Origin of the sequence: Companilactobacillus kedongensis (genome assembly GCF_003946625.1) — a bacterium.
Lineage (GTDB): Bacteria > Bacillota > Bacilli > Lactobacillales > Lactobacillaceae > Companilactobacillus > Companilactobacillus kedongensis.
On sequence record NZ_RHOR01000002.1, the window covers coordinates 112,312 to 129,332 of the forward strand.

The window sequence follows — 17,021 nt, forward strand, 5'->3', positions numbered from 1 at the left end:
AAAAGAGATCAGCTAGTTTACTAGCTGATCTCTTTTTATTATAGTGTGTGTTTATCTAAAAGTTTTCCGGAATTCAAATCATCGATTTCTGAAACTATAAAGCTCTTTTTCTCTAAACGAGTGATGATATTCTTCAAATCTTCGATGGTTGTTTCAGCAGGCAAAGTAAAGAGATTTCTTCTTACAACTTCATTTGTCTTTGCATCAAGCGTGATACAACCTGATATTGAAACGTATTTAGCAATGATCTTTAACATCTTTGCCAGATCACCACGTTCACCGGTTGAGCTAACTGTTAAAACATAGCTGCTGACTTCCAGATTCCAAGCGTCAGACAACATTGTCAAAAGACTGGCATGAGTCAAAATACCATAAAACATATTTGATTCATCCAAAACGGCAATGTAAGGAAGATCTTTGATATTAAAGAATACTTTGAAGAATGGTGAATCAACATTAATTGTCTTGGTAGCATTCTTCATCAGAGTTGTGACGGGAAGACTCATGTCGCCTCCACGTGATTTATGACGGTAGATGTGCATTTTGTAAATATTTCCCCTAAATATTTGACCGCTTTCATCTAGGATAGGAACACACCTAAAACCTGATTCCTCAAGGACTTTCAACGCTTCTTCAAGTGTGACAGTTTCTTTTACTGTAACTAATTTATCTTTTTTAAGTACTAATGACTTAACTAACATATATTTCACATCCAATCCAACTATATGAAAACAATGATACAGTAAATTTTCACAAAAAAAAAGAATGCCTAGGCATTCTTTTATCAATATTAAGGATTATTGACGACCCTTGATACCTGTAGCTTCAAAACCATCTTTAAGAATCTTTGTAAGTTCTGCAGCTGATTGTTTCATTTGTTTTGATTCTTCGTCATTTAATGGAACTTCAATGATTTGTTTTAGACCTTTACGGTTGATGATAGCAGGTGAACCGATATAAATATCAGAAACGCCATATTGACCAGTCATCATGTTTGATAGTGGAAGAACAGTGTTCTCATCACTTAGCAAGGCTTTTGAAATTCTTGCAAGAGCAGTACCGATACCGTAGAATGTAGCACCCTTAGTATTGATAATGTCGTAAGCTGCGTTAACAACCTTCTTGTAGATAGCGTCAAGAGTATCTTGTGTAACTTCTGGATGTTGTTCCATCCATTCAGCCATTGTTACGCCACCGATTGATAGATGTGACCAAGCAGCGAATTCTGAATCACCGTGTTCACCCATGATATATCCGTTAACTGAACGAGGGTCAATTCCTAATTCTTCACCAACGAATTTTTGTAGTCTAGCAGTATCTAGTGATGTACCAGAACCGATAACACGTTCCTTAGGGAAGCCTGAAAGTTTCCAAGTAGCGTATGTCAAGATATCAACTGGGTTTGCGGCAACCAAGAAGATACCATTGAATCCTGATTCAACGATTGGATCAACAATTGTCTTCAAGATGTTAAGGTTTTTGTTAACTAGATCAAGTCTTGTTTCACCTGGTTTTTGTGGTGCACCAGCAGTGATAACAACAAGATCAGCATCTTTAGCATCTGAATATTCACCAGCGTGAATGTTCTTAGGGAATGAGAATGGAAGTGCATCAGCAAGATCCATTGCGTCACCCTTAATCTTATCTTTAGCGATATCACAGATAACTAATTCTTGTGCAATACCTTGTAGTGTCATAGCGTAAGCAAATGTTGAACCTACAGCGCCGTCACCGACTAGAAGTACTTTTTGATGATTCTTTTCGTTTGTTGGAGTCGTCATATTAAATATCATCCCTTCAAAATAAATATGTTCCGCATACAATTATACAAATAAAGCATGAAAATAAACAGGGGCATTGTAAAAAAAGTAAAAATTAACTAGTTTTAAAATGATATAATTGAAGTTCGAAATGAGGTATTGATATGAAATTAATCGTTGGTTTAGGAAATCCCGGAAAAAAGTATGATCGCACAAAACACAACATGGGTTTTATGACGATTGACAAATTAATGGATGAATATGGTCAAACACAGATGAAAAAGGACTTTGAAGCAGAATATTGTAAATTCAAAGTTGAAACTGAGACAGTCTTTTTAGTTAAACCATTAACTTTCATGAACGAGTCAGGAAGAGCAGTTAAATTCTTGATGGGCTATTATCAAATTCAACCAGATGAAATTATGGTCATTCACGATGATCTAGATATGCCAATTGGTAAAGTAAGATTACGTGCCAAGGGTTCAGCAGGTGGTCATAATGGAATTAAGAGTATAATTTCATCTGTTGGGACACAAGATTTCAAACGTATTAAGATAGGTATCCAGCATCCTCAGAAACAAACCGTTGTAAATTGGGTCTTAACACCATTTTCAAAAGATAACGAACCAGTTGCCTTAGCTGGAATTGATAAAGCAGCCGATGCCGTTAAAGATTGGGTTGCTGGAGATAGCTTTGATCAATTGATGAATAAATATAATTAGAGGGCGTAGGAGGGGCGTTCAGCTTCTGAGCATTGCCTAGAATAACGAAGATGACGTTTTATGTCATATTCGTTATTCGTAGCAAGCACAGGAAGTTGCCCCTCCGTAGCCCGTTTAGGATAGAGGGTTTAGAGAAAGGCGTTCAGCTTCTGAGCATTGCCTAGAATAACGAAGATGACGTTTTATGTCATATTCGTTATTCGTAGCAAGCACAGGAAGTTGCCCCTCCGTAGCCCGTTTAGGATAGAGGGTTTAGAGAAGGCGTTCAGCTTCTGAGCATTGCCTAGAATAACGAAGATTACGTTTTATGTCATATTCGTTATTCGTAGCAAGCACAGGGAGTTGCCCCTCCGTAGCCCGTTTAGGATAGAGGGTTTAGAGAAGGCGTTCAGCTTCTGAGCATTGCCTAGGAGAACGAAAATGACGGTTTGTGTCATATTCGTTATTCGTAGCAAGCACAGGAAGTTGCCTCTCCGTAGCCCGTTTAGAGGGTAGATCCCTCAGAAATATAAGAACAAATAAATTGTTCTCACAAAAAAGGGGCCAAAATTGAACTTAATAGATTTTATTGCTAAAAAGTTAGATTTAGGGAAATTTATTAGCCAAATCAAACCAGATACCAAGAACATGCTAACTGGTTTGACGGGCTCAACAATTTCCCTTTTTGTGCTGGAATCATTAAAAGAAACAAATAAGAAAATATTGATGGTGGAAAATACTAATTTCCACGCCAATAAAACATATGATGACTTAAATCTGCTCGACAGTGAGCACGTACATATTTTTCCAGTTGAAGAGGCTATTTCAACTGAGATTGCTACCAGTTCACCAGATGAGTTGAGTCAACGGCTGGATTCTCTGAATTTTTTGATCAGTGATGAATCGGGAATCGTCGTTACGTCAGTCGCCGGTTTGGAATATGCGTTATCAGATAAAGAGTTGTTTAAAGCAGCTCAGTTAAATATTACAAAAGATCTTGAATATGACTTGGAAAGTTTGAACAGCACTTTTGTTCAGATGGGTTACAACAAAGATAAATTAGTTGCTAAGCCGGGAGACTTTGCGATCCGTGGTGATATTGTCGATATTTATCCATTGAATGTTGATAATCCGGTTAGAATTGATTTCTTTGGTAATCAAGTTGAGAAAATTAAATACTTCGATGCTGAAACACAGCGCAGTTTGGAAGAACTAGACAGTATTAATTTGTCACCAGCTAATGATCGAGTAATAACTGATGAGCAGATTCAAGCTGGATTAAAGAAGTTAAATAAGAGTTTTAATAAGCAATTAGATGCCGCAGATAAAGATACCAAAGATAATTTGCAGACGGCTTTTGGACAAATCATTGAAGAATTGTCAGAGAATATGCGTCCTGATAACATTGGAAGTATCATCAATTATTTAAATGATAAGCCAAGTAGTTTGTTGGATTACTTGAGTAGCGATGATTTGATTATTTTCAATGAATATAATCGTTTATTGGAGCAGTCTAAAGACAATTTGGCTGACAATCAGTCATGGTTAGCGAGTCAATTAGAGTTTGGTAAAAGTTTGCCTGAGCAGACGATTCGTCAAGATTTTATTGATGTACTGAAAGATAATAAGAATCCACAAGTATATTTATCAGCCTTTCAACAAGGTATGGGGCATATCCGTTTAAATCAGTTAGAAAATGTTCCAGTCAGAAGTATGCAACAATTCTTTAGTCAAATGCCGCTGCTAAAATCAGAGGTCGAACGTTGGCAAAAACAGGACTATACCGTTTTACTACTTATTAGTAATGAGAAACGAATTTCTGCTATCAACAACACCTTGGTTGACTTTGGAATTAAAGCCACTCTGACAGATGACAAAGTTATTGAACACCAGACACAGATCATGAATGCTCGTTTGGGATTGGGTTTTGAAATACCTGAAGAAAAAGTTGCCATTATCACAGAAAAAGAGCTATTCAATAAGCAACCTAAACGAAGACGTCATCAGACTTTAGCTAATGCAGAACGTTTGAAGAGTTATAACGAACTAAAACCAGGCGACTATGTTGTCCATGTCAATCATGGTATTGGTAAGTTTATTGGTATGCAGACGATGGAAGTTGATGGTAAACATCAAGACTACATAACAATCGAATATCGTGATGATGGTAGATTATTCATTCCTGTATCACAACTTGATATGGTGCAGAAGTACGTTTCGGCTGAAGGTAAATCACCACGAGTCAACAAACTTGGTGGTAATGAGTGGCAAAAAACCAAGCGTAAAGTTCAATCCAGTATTGAAGATATTGCTGATGATTTGATAGATTTATATGCTCAACGTGAGGCTGCTAAGGGCTTTGCCTTTCCTAAAGACGATGAAATGCAGCATGACTTCGACAATGCTTTCCCATATCCAGAAACACCGGATCAATTGCGTTCAACTGACGAGATCAAGCGAGATATGGAAAAGAATCATCCAATGGATCGTTTGTTAGTTGGGGATGTTGGCTTTGGTAAGACTGAAGTTGCCTTGAGGGCGGCTTTTAAAGCTGTTGAAGCAGGTAAACAAGTTATCTTCTTAGTACCAACGACCTTGTTGGCTCAACAACATTACGAAACGATGAAAGACAGATTTGAAGGATTCCCAGTCGAGATCGGTATGTTGTCCAGATTCCAAACTCGTAAGCAGAGTAAGGAAATTGTTGAGAAAATGGAAAAAGGTGAACTTGATATTGTTGTGGGAACACATCGTTTATTATCAAAGGATGTAAAATTCCACGATATTGGTTTACTTATTATTGATGAGGAACAGCGTTTTGGTGTTAAACATAAGGAAAAAATCAAGCAATTAAAGTCTAATGTGGATGTTTTAACATTGACCGCAACGCCGATCCCCAGAACTTTGAATATGTCGATGCTTGGTGTACGTGATCTGTCATTGATCGAAACGGCACCAAGTAATCGTTATCCAGTCCAAACGTACGTCATGGAACAGAACTATCAAGTTATAGCTAGTGCTATTAAGCGCGAGATGGAACGTGGTGGTCAGGTCTTTTATTTGCATAATCGAGTTGAAGACATGGAGCAAGTTGCCAATCAATTACAAGCGTTAGTACCAGAAGCTAGGATCGCTACGGCACACGGTCGCATGACTGAAACACAAATGGAAGGTGTCATTTCTGACTATTTGAATGGCGATTATGATGTTTTGGTAACGACGACAATTATTGAGACGGGTGTTGATATGCCAAATACCAATACTTTGATCGTGGAGAACTCGGACCGTTATGGATTATCACAACTTTATCAGATCCGTGGACGTGTTGGACGTTCTAGCCGAGTTGCCTATGCCTATTTGATGTATAAACCTAATAAAGTTTTAACAGAAGTTGGTGAACAACGTCTGGAAGCAATCAAGAACTTTACTGAACTTGGTTCAGGATTCAAGATTGCTATGCGAGACTTGTCGATCCGTGGTGCCGGTAATTTACTTGGTAAACAACAACATGGATTTATTGATTCGGTTGGATTCGACCTGTATACCCAGATGTTAAATGATGCTGTGGCTAAAAAACGTGGTCATACTAAAGCTGAAAAAACGAATGCCGAAGTTAATTTGGAATTGGAAGCTTATATACCTAAGACTTATATCAGTGATGAACGTCAAAAAGTCGAGTTATACAAACGTATTCGTCAAATTGATTCCGATGAGAACTATCAAGAAGTCCGTTCAGAGTTATTAGATCGTTTTGGTGAGTATCCAGATGAAGTTCAAAACTTATTAGATATTAGTTTGTTGAAGACTTCATTGGATGAATCACTTATCAACAGCGTTGTGATGAGAAATGGCATGATAAATATTAAATTTGCTAAAAAAGCCAATGATTATTTGACCGGTGATTTAGTGTTCAAATTCTTAGGTAATACAACTATGAAGGCGACAGTCCACAATAACAATGATGAATTTAAGATTACCTTGGATTCAGGTAGTGTCAAAAAAGGTGAATGGTTCAAACAATTTGATACCTTCGCTCAAAAAATGGCTGAAGAGTTTGATAAATTAAAGAAAGTTAAAACAGAAGAATGAGAAAAGAAACCTCAAGAGCCATACAGGGGACTTGGATTCTGACGATTGCCTCACTGTTATCTGAATTATTGAGTGCAATCTATCGGATACCTTTGCAAAATATTGTTGGGGATCGGGGCTATTTCATTTATCAACAGGTTTATCCCATTTATGGGATATTTTCTGTCTTAGCATTGTCGGGATTACCAGTAGTGATCTCAAAAGTTTTTGCACAACAAGGTAGTGATGCTGCTAAAAGTAGACTGATGAAGAATACTTTTGGATTGTTACTGGCGGTCTGCATCTTGATTACTATTTTGTTGTGGGGAGCATCTAAAAAATTAGCATTTTTTATGGGTGATCCTAATTTATATCATGAAGTTCGTGCGGTATCGTTAACGTTTCTGTTGATACCGTTTGAGGCGAGTTTACGAGGGTACTTTCAAAGTGAACTGATCATGGAACCGAGTGCCATTTCGCAAATATCTGAACAATTGGTCAGGATCATTGTGATCATAGGGGCTGCGATGCTATTTGGCAAAGGGATGCTTGATGAATATCAGATGGGGACACTTGCAAATAGCGGTGCCTTTATCGGTGGACTATTTGCGGTAGTAATTTTAGGGATCGCAATGTTAGTCAGGCATCCACTTGTTAAAAGTAAGCAGTCGTCTGATTTGAAATTGGAAAAGGGTTTGAGCTTAGAGGTTGTTTTAATAATCATCTTCACTGGTGTGACGATCTTCTATCAGTTTATCGATTCATTTTCGATGTTGCGTTTACTGATGAGAGCTGGACACCAGTTAGCTGAAGCAGAAATCCTAAAGGGTGTCTTTGATCGTGCGCAACCGTTGATTCAATTAGGCATCGTTATTTCATTGTCATTTGTTTCGACAATCATGCCGCAATTAAAATCAGATAAGTTTGATATGAATAAACAATTGATCGGTAAAATGATGCGTGTTTGCCTGTGGTTGGCTACAGCAGAAACGGCTGGATTGATCTCATTGATGCCAGTCGTTAATACGATGTTGTTCACTAATTCAGATGGATCATTTGCTTTAGGTGTTTATATGTTGTCGATCGTGATTGTTTCAGGGATCAACTTGTTAATAGCCGTTACGAGCAGCGATAATGAAAAAAACCTAGTCAAACTGGTAATATTCTTAGTATCGCTAGTAGCAAAAGTTGTACTTAATATTTTATTGATACCACATTTTGGTATCGTTGGTGCGGCCTTAGCAACCGTCTTGAGTGAACTAATAATCCTAAGTGGTCTATTGATGATTTATTCAAAAGATCGGGGAACATTGTTGATCGGTCGCAGGTTCACAGTCAAAGTATTATCGTCAGGTTTATTTATGGCTTTATGCATCAGAGCGTTAGAAAAGTTTATGAATCACTATTTGTTTTTAACACGAGTGAACAGTGTTTTAATAAGCATAGTATTGATCCCAATAGGTATAGTTATCTACTTGTATTTATCGAAAGTACTAAACATTTTGGATAAATCAGAGTGGAAGATATTACCAATGGGAAAACTATTTATAAAAATTATGAGGATTGAGTGAAAAATGAGATTAGATAAATTTCTAAAAGTAAGTCGTATTATTAAAAGAAGAACAGTTGCCAAAGAATTTGCCGACAACGGACGTGCTACGGTCAATGATCGTGTAGCAAAATCATCAACTGATGTATCAGTAGGGGATGTCTTGGAAATGCACTTTGGTGAAAGAACTATGAAAGTCAGAATCCTTAACATCAAAGAAACAACTAAGAAGAGCGATTCAGAAGAGATGTTCGAAGAAATCGACTAAATGTTGAGATTAGATTAAAAAGCTTAGAAAACGGTTCAAATCAAGCCCCAAAATTGGTATACTCAATGTATTAATTTCTAGGGGAGTAGTAGCATGGAAGTACATAAATTAGCTAACTCTAATGTCTCAGTTTTAAAACCGAAACAAGTAAATAATTCCCAAAATACTAGTCGAAGTAACTATGTTCTAAAAATTCATAAGCGTCGATTAGCCGCAATTGGGATTGTTTTTGCATTAGTGATTTGTGTACTGGGCTTTCAAATAATTAGTGCTCATCAAGCTTATTCAAAAACAGTTGGCAACATTGAAGTTAGCCAAGAAAAATTGAGTAAACAAAAAGCAACTAAACATGATTTGAAGATCGAAAAGTCACAACTTAATAATAAGAGCTATCTAGAGAAATATATTCGTGAGAAGTATATGTACTCAAAACCTGGTGAACAGATTTATAATTTGCCAGATTCAGCTAATACTTTTCAAAAATAGGGAAAGGGATTTTTTTATTTAGATGACAGTTGAAGTAGGATCCAAAGCAGAAGGTAAAGTTACTGGAATTACAAATTTTGGAGCATTCGTTGACCTAGGAGAAGGACAAAGCGGAATGGTACACATCAGTGAAGTTGCTGATGGATACGTTAAAGATATCCACGATGTCTTAAAGGTCGGAGATACTGTAAAAGTTTTGGTTCTTAATGAAAAGGATCATAAAATTGCATTGTCTATTAAGCAAGCCAGTGACAGACCAAGACCTAAGCGTCACTTTGAAAAGAAACCGCAACATAAACCGGTAGAAAATTTTGATGATATGATGTCTGACTTCATGAAACAAAGTGAAGAGAGAATGACTACCATTCGTAAAAATACTGAAGGTAAACGCGGTGGCCGTGGTGGCCGTAGAAGCTAAATTAATTAAAAAAGCGTTTCGTTTACAAGTCGTAGGCGAAGCGCTTTTTAGTATATAAGAAGGACAGTATGAGAATAGAAAATGAATTGATCGGAGCAGTAAAAAAGGTTTTACACAAGTACCAGGCCAAACGAGTTTTGATTGCTGTTTCTGGTGGTGTAGATTCGATGGTCTTATTGACAATTGTCAGTAAGCTTTTTTCCAACAAAGACTTCGGCGTGGTCAACGTTGATCACGACTTGCGTCCTAGTAGTGCTGAAGAAGTAGAATTTTTGAAAGATTTTTGTCAGCAACATGATTTTAAATTCTATACAACTAAGTGGACTAATCATCCGAGTGATATTGGTATGGAAGCGGCCGGTCGCAAGTTTCGCTATGACTTTTTTGCCCAAGTAATGAAGCGTGATAATTACGACACATTGCTGACAGCACATCATGCTAATGATTTAGCTGAGAATATTTTGATGAAGCTGATCCGCTCTGGAAATATTTTTGAGGTCACAAGTCTTAAACAAAGACGTAATTTTACAGTAGGACAATTAGTCAGACCGCTGTTGCAATTCAGCAAAGCTGACTTAAAAACCTATGCTAAGACTAGAGAGATAAAATACGTTCAAGATGAGACAAATTTTGAGAATATTACTATGCGTAATCGATTACGGAATAACATTTTTCCAGAATTAGAACAGGAAAACGGTCAAGTATTGTCACACTTTAATTTATTTGATCAGCAGTTGAATGCTTTGATTGATTTGGCTGTAGATAAATTTTCTCAGATAGAATTACAAATGGATATATCTAATTTGGCAGGTAAGTTAATGCCTGTAAAAGTTTTGGATCATAATCAGCAGACCTTATTTTGGGGAAGCTTTTTTACTCGAAAACTACCTATCTCCGTCAGCAATAAACAAATTGACCAAATAATAGAGGTAATTGAAAATGATCATCCTAATGCGTCTGTTAATTTAGAAGATAATTGGATCTTTCAAAGGTCATATGAGCGTTTTATAATTCGGAAATCGCAATCCTTAATAAATTTAAAAAAATTGATTCAAGTCAATCAAACCGTCAAAATAAATGGGTATAATTTAGTTGTAAAACGTGTTCCAGTTTCAGAAGCAGATATATTAGTTAATAAAATTCCTGAGCAAATTATGCTGCGAACAAGACAGGCGGGTGATAAATTAACTTTAGATAATAATCGCCATCAGAAATTAAGCAAACGATTCATTAATAAAAAGGTTCCTGAGTATCAAAGAGATCATTCAATTATTTTATTATTTGATAATCAGATAGTATGGGTTGAAAAAATCTATAAGATAAGCGATTATTTTAAACAAGGTAATTATGGTTTCAAAATAGACTTTAGATGAGGTAGGAAAATGAATTCAGATATCGAAAGGGTTCTAGTATCACAAGAAAAAATCGAGGAAACAAATATTCGACTAGGTAAAGAATTGACCAAAGACTATGCTGACAAGAATCCCTTGTTTGTTTGTATCTTACGTGGTGCTGCTATGTTCATGATGGATCTAGTAAAAAATATTGATATTCCAATGGAATATGATTTCATGGATGTTTCCAGTTATGGTGGTGAAAATACATCAACTACTGGTGAAGTTAGGATCATTAAGGATTTGGATACACCATTGAGCGGTCGTGATGTGGTTATCGTCGAGGATATCATCGATACTGGGTACACGTTAGATCGTTTGATCGAGTTGTTTAAGACTCGTAACGCTAAGTCCATTAGGATCGTTTCATTTTTAGATAAACCAGCTAGAAGAATCAAGCATGTTCATGTAGATTATGTTGGTGTTCAGATACCGGATGCCTTCGTTGTAGGGTATGGAATGGACTTCGATGAACATTACCGTAACCTGCCTTATGTCGGCGTTTTAAGCCCAGAGGTTTATTCAACAAAATAATTAGGATAGCGGTATAATTATTATTGCGTTAATATCCACCAATGTTACAATATGTAGCGTCTAATTAATTAGGAGGAAATGTATGAAAAACAATCGAAATAGGTTAATCAATAATAGCCTGTTTTACATCTTGCTCTTTGTTGTTTTGGTGCTTGCAGCAAGTTGGTTTGCTGGTGGTCAATCCTCAGATCAATCTAAAACGCTGAGCCAAGATCAATTTATTACTCAACTTAATAAAGGAAAAGTTAAGAGTTTTAAAATCGAGCCTATCGGAGGAGCTTATCAAGTAACTGGTGAATACAAGAAAGCTCAGAAGACTTCGGCTACTAAATCAGTTTCTCTATTTAGTCGTAGGCAATCAACGACAACGTCAGAAGTAACACAGTTTACTTCTACTGTATTGCCTAACAATGATACTTTAAAACGAATCAATAACGCAGCGGAAGCTAAGAGTGTTAAAACGACTGCTGCTCCTAAATCACAATCCTCACAATGGATTTCATTGATTCTAACCTTAGTCTTACCATTCCTTCTCTTCTTCTTCATCATCTTTGCAATGATGGGTCGAGGCGGACAAGGTGGCGGATCTAATCGAGTTATGAACTTTGGTAAATCCAAAGTTAAACCTGAAGATCCTAAGAAGAACAAAGTTAGATTCTCTGATGTCGCTGGTGCTGAAGAGGAAAAGCAAGAACTTGTTGAGGTTGTTGAGTTCTTAAAAGATCCAAGAAAGTTCGTATCGCTTGGTGCTAGAATCCCATCGGGTGTGTTACTCGAAGGTCCTCCTGGTACTGGTAAAACCTTACTTGCTAAGGCTGTAGCTGGTGAAGCTAAAGTTCCATTCTATTCAATCTCTGGTTCTGACTTCGTTGAAATGTTCGTCGGTGTCGGTGCATCTCGTGTTCGTGACTTGTTCGAGAATGCCAAAAAAGATGCTCCATCAATTATCTTTATTGATGAAATTGATGCTGTTGGTCGTCAACGTGGTTCTGGTACCGGTGGTGGTAATGATGAACGTGAACAAACGCTTAACCAATTATTGATCGAAATGGATGGATTTACAGGTAATGAGGGTGTCATCGTTATGGCCGCTACTAACCGTTCTGATGTACTTGATCCTGCCTTGTTACGTCCAGGTCGTTTTGACCGTAAGATTTTAGTTGGTCGTCCAGATGTTAAGGGACGTGAAGCTATTCTTAAAGTTCATGCTACAAATAAACCATTTACAGATGATGTCGATCTAAAAGTTATTGCTCAACAAACCCCTGGTTTCGTTGGTGCTGACCTTGAAAACTTACTTAACGAAGCTGCCTTAGTTGCTGCTAGACGTGGTAAACAAAAGATCGATCCTTCTGATATTGATGAAGCTGAAGACCGTGTTATTGCTGGACCAGCTAAGAAGAATCGTGTCATTTCTGATAAAGAACGCCATATGGTTGCTTATCACGAAGCTGGACATGCTCTTATTGGATTAGTCCTAAGTGATTCACGTGTCGTTAGAAAAGTTACGATCGTTCCACGTGGTAAGGCTGGTGGTTATGCCATCATGCTTCCAAAGGATGATCAAAACTTAATTACTAAGAAAGAATTAACTGAACAAATTGCTGGTTTGCTTGGTGGTCGTACAGCCGAAGAAATTATCTTTGGTTCGCAATCATCCGGGGCTTCAAATGACTTTGAGCAAGCCACTCAAATTGCTCGTACAATGGTTACTGAATATGGTATGACTGATCGTTTAGGCCAAGTTCAACTTGAAAAGAACGGTCAACCATTCGGTGGTGGAAGTTACCGTGCCGAACCTTCATATTCAGAAAGTACAGCTAATGCAATTGATCAAGAAGTTAAACGTTTCCTTGATGAAGGTCATGAACAAGCTCGTGAAATCATCGAGAGTCACCGTGAACAACATAAATTAATTGCTGAAGCATTGCTCAAGTATGAAACACTTGATGAAAAGGAAATCTTAAGTCTCTTCAATTCAGGCAAGATGCCCGATGGTGACTTGAAAGAGGAGTTCCCAAGTGAAAGTGCTGCTACTTTTGAACAAGCTAAACGTGCTGTTGAAGCTAAGGACGCCGCTAAGCAAAAGTCTGACGATTCTAAAGAAGAAGACAGTAGTACTGATACTGAATTCCCTTCAGAAAAGAAAGATGACGACAGTCATAGTGACGATAAGCCAAATACTGATGAATCAAGTGATCAAAACAATCACGACGATACACAGGATAAATAAAAGAAGCGACTCGTTTGAGTCGCTTTTTTGAATGAAAAATATAGGAGAATACAATGACAGATACATTAACAAAATCAGTTTCTAAAGATGGAAAATTCAGAGTATACGTAATCAACGCAACTGATACAATTGCTGAAACTCAAAAAAGACACGACACTTGGTCTAACTCAACAGCCGCTTTAGGCCGTACAATGATCGGATCGATTTTAGTTGCTACTTCAACACTTAAAGAAGATGAAGTTTTGACAACAAGAGTTGTTGCTGATGGACCCGCCGGTGCGATTGTAGTTGATGCCAATGCAAAAGGAACCGTCAAAGGATATATTCAAAATCCGCATGTTAGTTTGCCACTTAATGATGACCATCATATCGATGTCAAAGGTGCTGTTGGTACAAACGGGACTTTAAGCATCACTAAAGATCTACATATGAAAGATCCTTTTACAGGTCAAGTTCCGATCGTATCTGGTGAAATTGGTGCCGACTTTACATACTACATGGCGAAGTCAGAACAGATCCCATCGGCTATCGGAGTTTCAGTTTTTGTACAACCCAACGAGACTGTCGGTGCCGCCGGAGGTTTCTTGATCCAAACGTTGCCTGGTGCTAATGACGATGACATTACTAGGATAGAGAATAACCTTAAAATAGTTCCTAATTTATCAACTCTTTTGAATGAAGGATTGACTAATGAAGAAGTGTTGAATAAGTTGATGAATGGTGCTGATATGAAAGTTCTTGATACAATGCCAATCGCTTTTAAGTGTGATTGTTCAAAAGATAAATTCTCTAAGTCTTTAGCAACTTTATCAAATGATGAACTTCAAGCTATGATCGATGAAAATCATGGTGCAGAGGCTGTCTGTAAATTCTGTGGTAATAAATATCAATTCAGTGAAGATGAATTACAAAGCATTATTTCTGAAAAAAAGTAATGATGTTTGCCAATTAAATATAAAATTTGTTATCATGACAAGTTGTAAATAAAAACGTGAAAAGTTTTTTGAGGTAGACAGTATGGAATGGAAAATAGGTAACGTTACAATCTCTAATCAGGTTGTCGTTGCACCTATGGCAGGTATTACTAATTCATCCTTTCGGGTCACTGCAAGAGAATTTGGAGCTGGATTAGTTGTCTGTGAAATGATCAGTGATCAAGGTATTAGGCATCGTAATCTTAAGACCTTGGGCATGATGCTTGTGGACCCTAAGGAACATCCAGTTAGTATTCAAATTTTTGGCGGCACGACTGAATCATTGGTCAGCGCGGCTCGGTATGTAGCCGAAAATACTGGTGCTGATATTATTGATATTAATATGGGATGTCCAGTGAAGAAGGTTACCAAAATTGGTGCTGGTTCCAGTTGGCTCCGTAATCCGGATAAACTTTATGAGATGGTAAAAGCCGTCAGTGAATCAGTTGATAAGCCAGTCACAGTCAAAATGAGAACAGGTTGGGATAATGATCATATTTTGGCAGTTGAAAATGCATTAGCCGCTCAAGAAGCTGGTGCCTCAGCTGTAGCAATGCACGGTCGAACCAAGTCACAGATGTATAGTGGCCATTCCGACTGGGAGCTTTTACACGAAGTGGCGCAACATTTAACCATTCCTTTCATTGGCAATGGGGATGTTGTGACACCTCAAGACGCGAAAGCAATGATCGATGATGTCGGTGCTGATGCTGTAATGGTGGGTCGAGCTGTCATCGGAAATCTTTGGCGTTTGAACGAAATGAATCATTATTTGGAAACAGGCGAGTTGCTTCCTGAACCAACTATTGGAGAAAAAATTAATATGGCTAAACTTCAACTCCAACGTCTGGTAGACTTAAAAGGTGAGCATGTTGATGTTCCAGAATTTCGTCAACAGGCAGCATATTATCTAAAGGGGATTCCCCATGCAGTCAGAACTCGTGCTAAAGTAGTGAATGAAGATTCAGTACAGGGAGTTTTTGATGCACTAGATCAATTTGTTGAAAGTTACGAACAACGAGAAGCGAGATCTTCAAAAAATTTCGTAGACAGGGGGAAAAGTTTTGAGTAACGAGAATAAGAAAAAGCAACCAACTAAAGAAGATATAAAGAAGACAAGAGTCATGAATGACCAACTACGGGTCAGACGTGAAAAACTTCAAGAACTTTATGATGAAGGTGTAGATCCATATGGTTCACGTTTTGTCAGAACTGATTTGGCAAAAACACTTCAAGACAAATATAGCGAAGAAGCTAAGGATGTCTTAGAAGAACAAAATACACCAGTTATCATCGCAGGTCGTATGATGACTAAACGTGGTAAGGGTAAGGTTGGATTCGCTGATATCAAAGATAGAAGCGGTAAGATCCAAATTTACGTACGTAAAGACGAAGTCGGTGAAGAAAACTATCACATTTTCAAACGTTCAGATATCGGTGATAACTTAGGTATCGAAGGTCATGTTATGAAGACTGATATGGGTGAATTGACTGTTAAAGCTACTAAGGTAACTATGCTAGCTAAGTCACTTCGTCCACTACCAGATAAATTCCATGGTTTAACAAATGTTGAACAAAAGTATCGTCAAAGATATCTTGACTTGATTGCTAATGATGACAGTTTTGATCGTTTCAAGAAACGTTCAAAGATCATTTCAGCTGTTCGTGAATATTTAGACGGTGAAGACTTCCTAGAAGTTGAAACACCAACTTTGAATGCCCAAGCCGGTGGTGCTAATGCTAAACCATTTATCGCCCACTACAACGCCTTGGATGAAGACATGTATCTTAGAATCGCTTTGGAGCTACCTTTGAAGAGATTAGTCGTTGGTGGATTTGAACGTGTCTATGAAATTGGACGTGTTTTCCGTAACGAAGGTCTAGATACACAACACAGTCCTGAATTTACATCACTTGAAACATATGCTGCATACTTTGATTTCAATGATGTTATGGATGAAACAGAAGGCATCTTTAGACATGCTGCTCAAAAGGCACTTGGAACAACACAAATCACTTATCAAGGTGAAGATGTTGATTTAGGCAAACCTTTCAAGCGTATTTCAATGGTTGCTGCTATCCAAGAAAAGACTGGTATCGACTTCACTCAAGAAATGACAATTGATGAAGCTCGTAAACTTGCTGATGAAAATAATGTTCACTACGAACAATATTGGAAAGTCGGTCATATTATCAATGAGTTCTTTGAAACTTTCGTTGAAGAAAATATCAAAGAACCAACATTCATCTATGGTTACCCAATTGAAGTTTCTCCTTTAGCTAAGAAGAATAAGAAAGATCCAAGATTCGTAGACCGTTTTGAAGTTTATATCCTAGGTCATGAATACGGTAATGCCTTTACTGAATTGAACGATCCAATTGATCAACGTGAAAGATTTGAAGCTCAAGTTGCTGAAAGAAATGAAGGTAATGACGAAGCTGAAGGTATCGATAATGATTACGTTGAAGCTCTAGAATACGGTATGCCTCCAACAGGTGGACTAGGTATTGGTATTGATCGTTTAGTTATGTTGCTTACAGATGCACCAACAATTCGTGATGTTGTCTTGTTCCCAACTATGAAGCCAGAAGACAATAGTAATAACCCAGAATAATTAAATATAAAAAAAATAAAA

The 17,021-nt window shown here is 37.5% G+C and carries 14 protein-coding genes; 12 read left to right on the forward strand and 2 right to left on the reverse strand.

The window, feature by feature from the left end; all coding sequences use genetic code 11:
• Window positions 1–38: 38 nt before the first annotated feature.
• Window positions 39–701 carry a cyclic di-AMP binding protein CbpA gene (gene cbpA / locus EKM60_RS02320; RefSeq protein ID WP_125712071.1) on the reverse strand — a complete coding sequence of 221 codons (663 nt, stop codon included), beginning with the start codon at window positions 699–701 and terminating at the stop codon, window positions 39–41.
• Between the two features lie 96 nt (window positions 702–797).
• Window positions 798–1,781 (reverse strand): L-lactate dehydrogenase, encoded by a 984-nt coding sequence (locus EKM60_RS02325; protein ID WP_125712072.1) that lies wholly within the window; start codon window positions 1,779–1,781, stop codon window positions 798–800.
• Window positions 1,782–1,924: 143 nt separating this feature from the next.
• Here EKM60_RS02325 and pth point away from each other — a divergent pair, with 143 nt between their 5' ends.
• From pth to lysS, 12 genes are all read left to right on the forward strand, one after another.
• Window positions 1,925–2,482 carry an aminoacyl-tRNA hydrolase gene (gene pth / locus EKM60_RS02330; protein WP_125712074.1) on the forward strand — a complete coding sequence of 186 codons (558 nt, stop codon included), beginning with the start codon at window positions 1,925–1,927 and terminating at the stop codon, window positions 2,480–2,482.
• 549 nt (window positions 2,483–3,031) lie between these two features.
• Entirely contained in the window at window positions 3,032–6,550 is a 3,519-nt protein-coding gene (gene mfd, locus EKM60_RS02335; protein ID WP_125712076.1) for a transcription-repair coupling factor, read from the forward strand.
• Window positions 6,547–8,100: a putative polysaccharide biosynthesis protein gene (locus EKM60_RS02340; RefSeq protein ID WP_125712078.1), complete on the forward strand. Its 1,554-nt coding sequence runs from the start codon at window positions 6,547–6,549 to the stop codon at window positions 8,098–8,100. Before mfd ends, EKM60_RS02340 begins: the two co-directional genes overlap by 4 nt.
• A 3-nt stretch (window positions 8,101–8,103) precedes the next feature.
• Entirely contained in the window at window positions 8,104–8,346 is a 243-nt protein-coding gene (locus EKM60_RS02345) for an RNA-binding S4 domain-containing protein (RefSeq protein WP_125712080.1), read from the forward strand.
• A gap of 93 nt (window positions 8,347–8,439) precedes the next feature.
• On the forward strand, window positions 8,440–8,832 hold the full coding sequence (locus tag EKM60_RS02350; protein WP_125712082.1) for an FtsB family cell division protein: 393 nt from the start codon (window positions 8,440–8,442) through the stop codon (window positions 8,830–8,832).
• 22 nt (window positions 8,833–8,854) lie between these two features.
• Complete coding sequence (locus EKM60_RS02355; protein ID WP_125712084.1) at window positions 8,855–9,250, forward strand: S1 domain-containing RNA-binding protein; 396 nt, start codon at window positions 8,855–8,857, stop codon at window positions 9,248–9,250.
• Window positions 9,251–9,318: 68 nt separating this feature from the next.
• Window positions 9,319–10,623 carry a tRNA lysidine(34) synthetase TilS gene (gene tilS, locus EKM60_RS02360; RefSeq protein ID WP_125712086.1) on the forward strand — a complete coding sequence of 435 codons (1,305 nt, stop codon included), beginning with the start codon at window positions 9,319–9,321 and terminating at the stop codon, window positions 10,621–10,623.
• 9 nt (window positions 10,624–10,632) lie between these two features.
• Window positions 10,633–11,178, forward strand: a complete 546-nt coding sequence (gene hpt, locus EKM60_RS02365; RefSeq protein WP_125712088.1) for a hypoxanthine phosphoribosyltransferase — start codon at window positions 10,633–10,635, stop codon at window positions 11,176–11,178.
• 82 nt (window positions 11,179–11,260) lie between these two features.
• Window positions 11,261–13,411: an ATP-dependent zinc metalloprotease FtsH gene (gene ftsH, locus EKM60_RS02370; RefSeq protein WP_125712090.1), complete on the forward strand. Its 2,151-nt coding sequence runs from the start codon at window positions 11,261–11,263 to the stop codon at window positions 13,409–13,411.
• A 53-nt stretch (window positions 13,412–13,464) separates the two neighbouring features.
• Window positions 13,465–14,346 carry an Hsp33 family molecular chaperone HslO gene (gene hslO, locus EKM60_RS02375; protein WP_125712092.1) on the forward strand — a complete coding sequence of 294 codons (882 nt, stop codon included), beginning with the start codon at window positions 13,465–13,467 and terminating at the stop codon, window positions 14,344–14,346.
• An 82-nt stretch (window positions 14,347–14,428) separates the two neighbouring features.
• On the forward strand, window positions 14,429–15,457 hold the full coding sequence (gene dusB / locus EKM60_RS02380; protein ID WP_125712094.1) for a tRNA dihydrouridine synthase DusB: 1,029 nt from the start codon (window positions 14,429–14,431) through the stop codon (window positions 15,455–15,457).
• A gap of 52 nt (window positions 15,458–15,509) precedes the next feature.
• Window positions 15,510–17,000 carry a lysine--tRNA ligase gene (gene lysS / locus EKM60_RS02385; protein WP_125712188.1) on the forward strand — a complete coding sequence of 497 codons (1,491 nt, stop codon included), beginning with the start codon at window positions 15,510–15,512 and terminating at the stop codon, window positions 16,998–17,000.
• Window positions 17,001–17,021 lie beyond the last annotated feature (21 nt).

Excerpts from the sequence above, each read along its gene's own strand:
- hpt (WP_125712088.1), top strand. The coding sequence starts at position 10,633 with ATGAATTCAGATATCGAAAGGGTTCTAGTATCACAAGAAAAAATCGAG.
- pth (WP_125712074.1), top strand. The coding sequence starts at position 1,925 with ATGAAATTAATCGTTGGTTTAGGAAATCCCGGAAAAAAGTATGATCGC.
- ftsH (WP_125712090.1), top strand. The coding sequence starts at position 11,261 with ATGAAAAACAATCGAAATAGGTTAATCAATAATAGCCTGTTTTACATC.
- EKM60_RS02325 (WP_125712072.1), bottom strand. The coding sequence starts at position 1,781 with ATGACGACTCCAACAAACGAAAAGAATCATCAAAAAGTACTTCTAGTC.
- EKM60_RS02355 (WP_125712084.1), top strand. The coding sequence starts at position 8,855 with ATGACAGTTGAAGTAGGATCCAAAGCAGAAGGTAAAGTTACTGGAATT.
- EKM60_RS02350 (WP_125712082.1), top strand. The coding sequence starts at position 8,440 with ATGGAAGTACATAAATTAGCTAACTCTAATGTCTCAGTTTTAAAACCG.
- EKM60_RS02345 (WP_125712080.1), top strand. The coding sequence starts at position 8,104 with ATGAGATTAGATAAATTTCTAAAAGTAAGTCGTATTATTAAAAGAAGA.
- hslO (WP_125712092.1), top strand. The coding sequence starts at position 13,465 with ATGACAGATACATTAACAAAATCAGTTTCTAAAGATGGAAAATTCAGA.
- lysS (WP_125712188.1), top strand. The coding sequence starts at position 15,510 with ATGAATGACCAACTACGGGTCAGACGTGAAAAACTTCAAGAACTTTAT.
- cbpA (WP_125712071.1), bottom strand. The coding sequence starts at position 701 with ATGTTAGTTAAGTCATTAGTACTTAAAAAAGATAAATTAGTTACAGTA.
- tilS (WP_125712086.1), top strand. The coding sequence starts at position 9,319 with ATGAGAATAGAAAATGAATTGATCGGAGCAGTAAAAAAGGTTTTACAC.
- dusB (WP_125712094.1), top strand. The coding sequence starts at position 14,429 with ATGGAATGGAAAATAGGTAACGTTACAATCTCTAATCAGGTTGTCGTT.
- EKM60_RS02340 (WP_125712078.1), top strand. The coding sequence starts at position 6,547 with ATGAGAAAAGAAACCTCAAGAGCCATACAGGGGACTTGGATTCTGACG.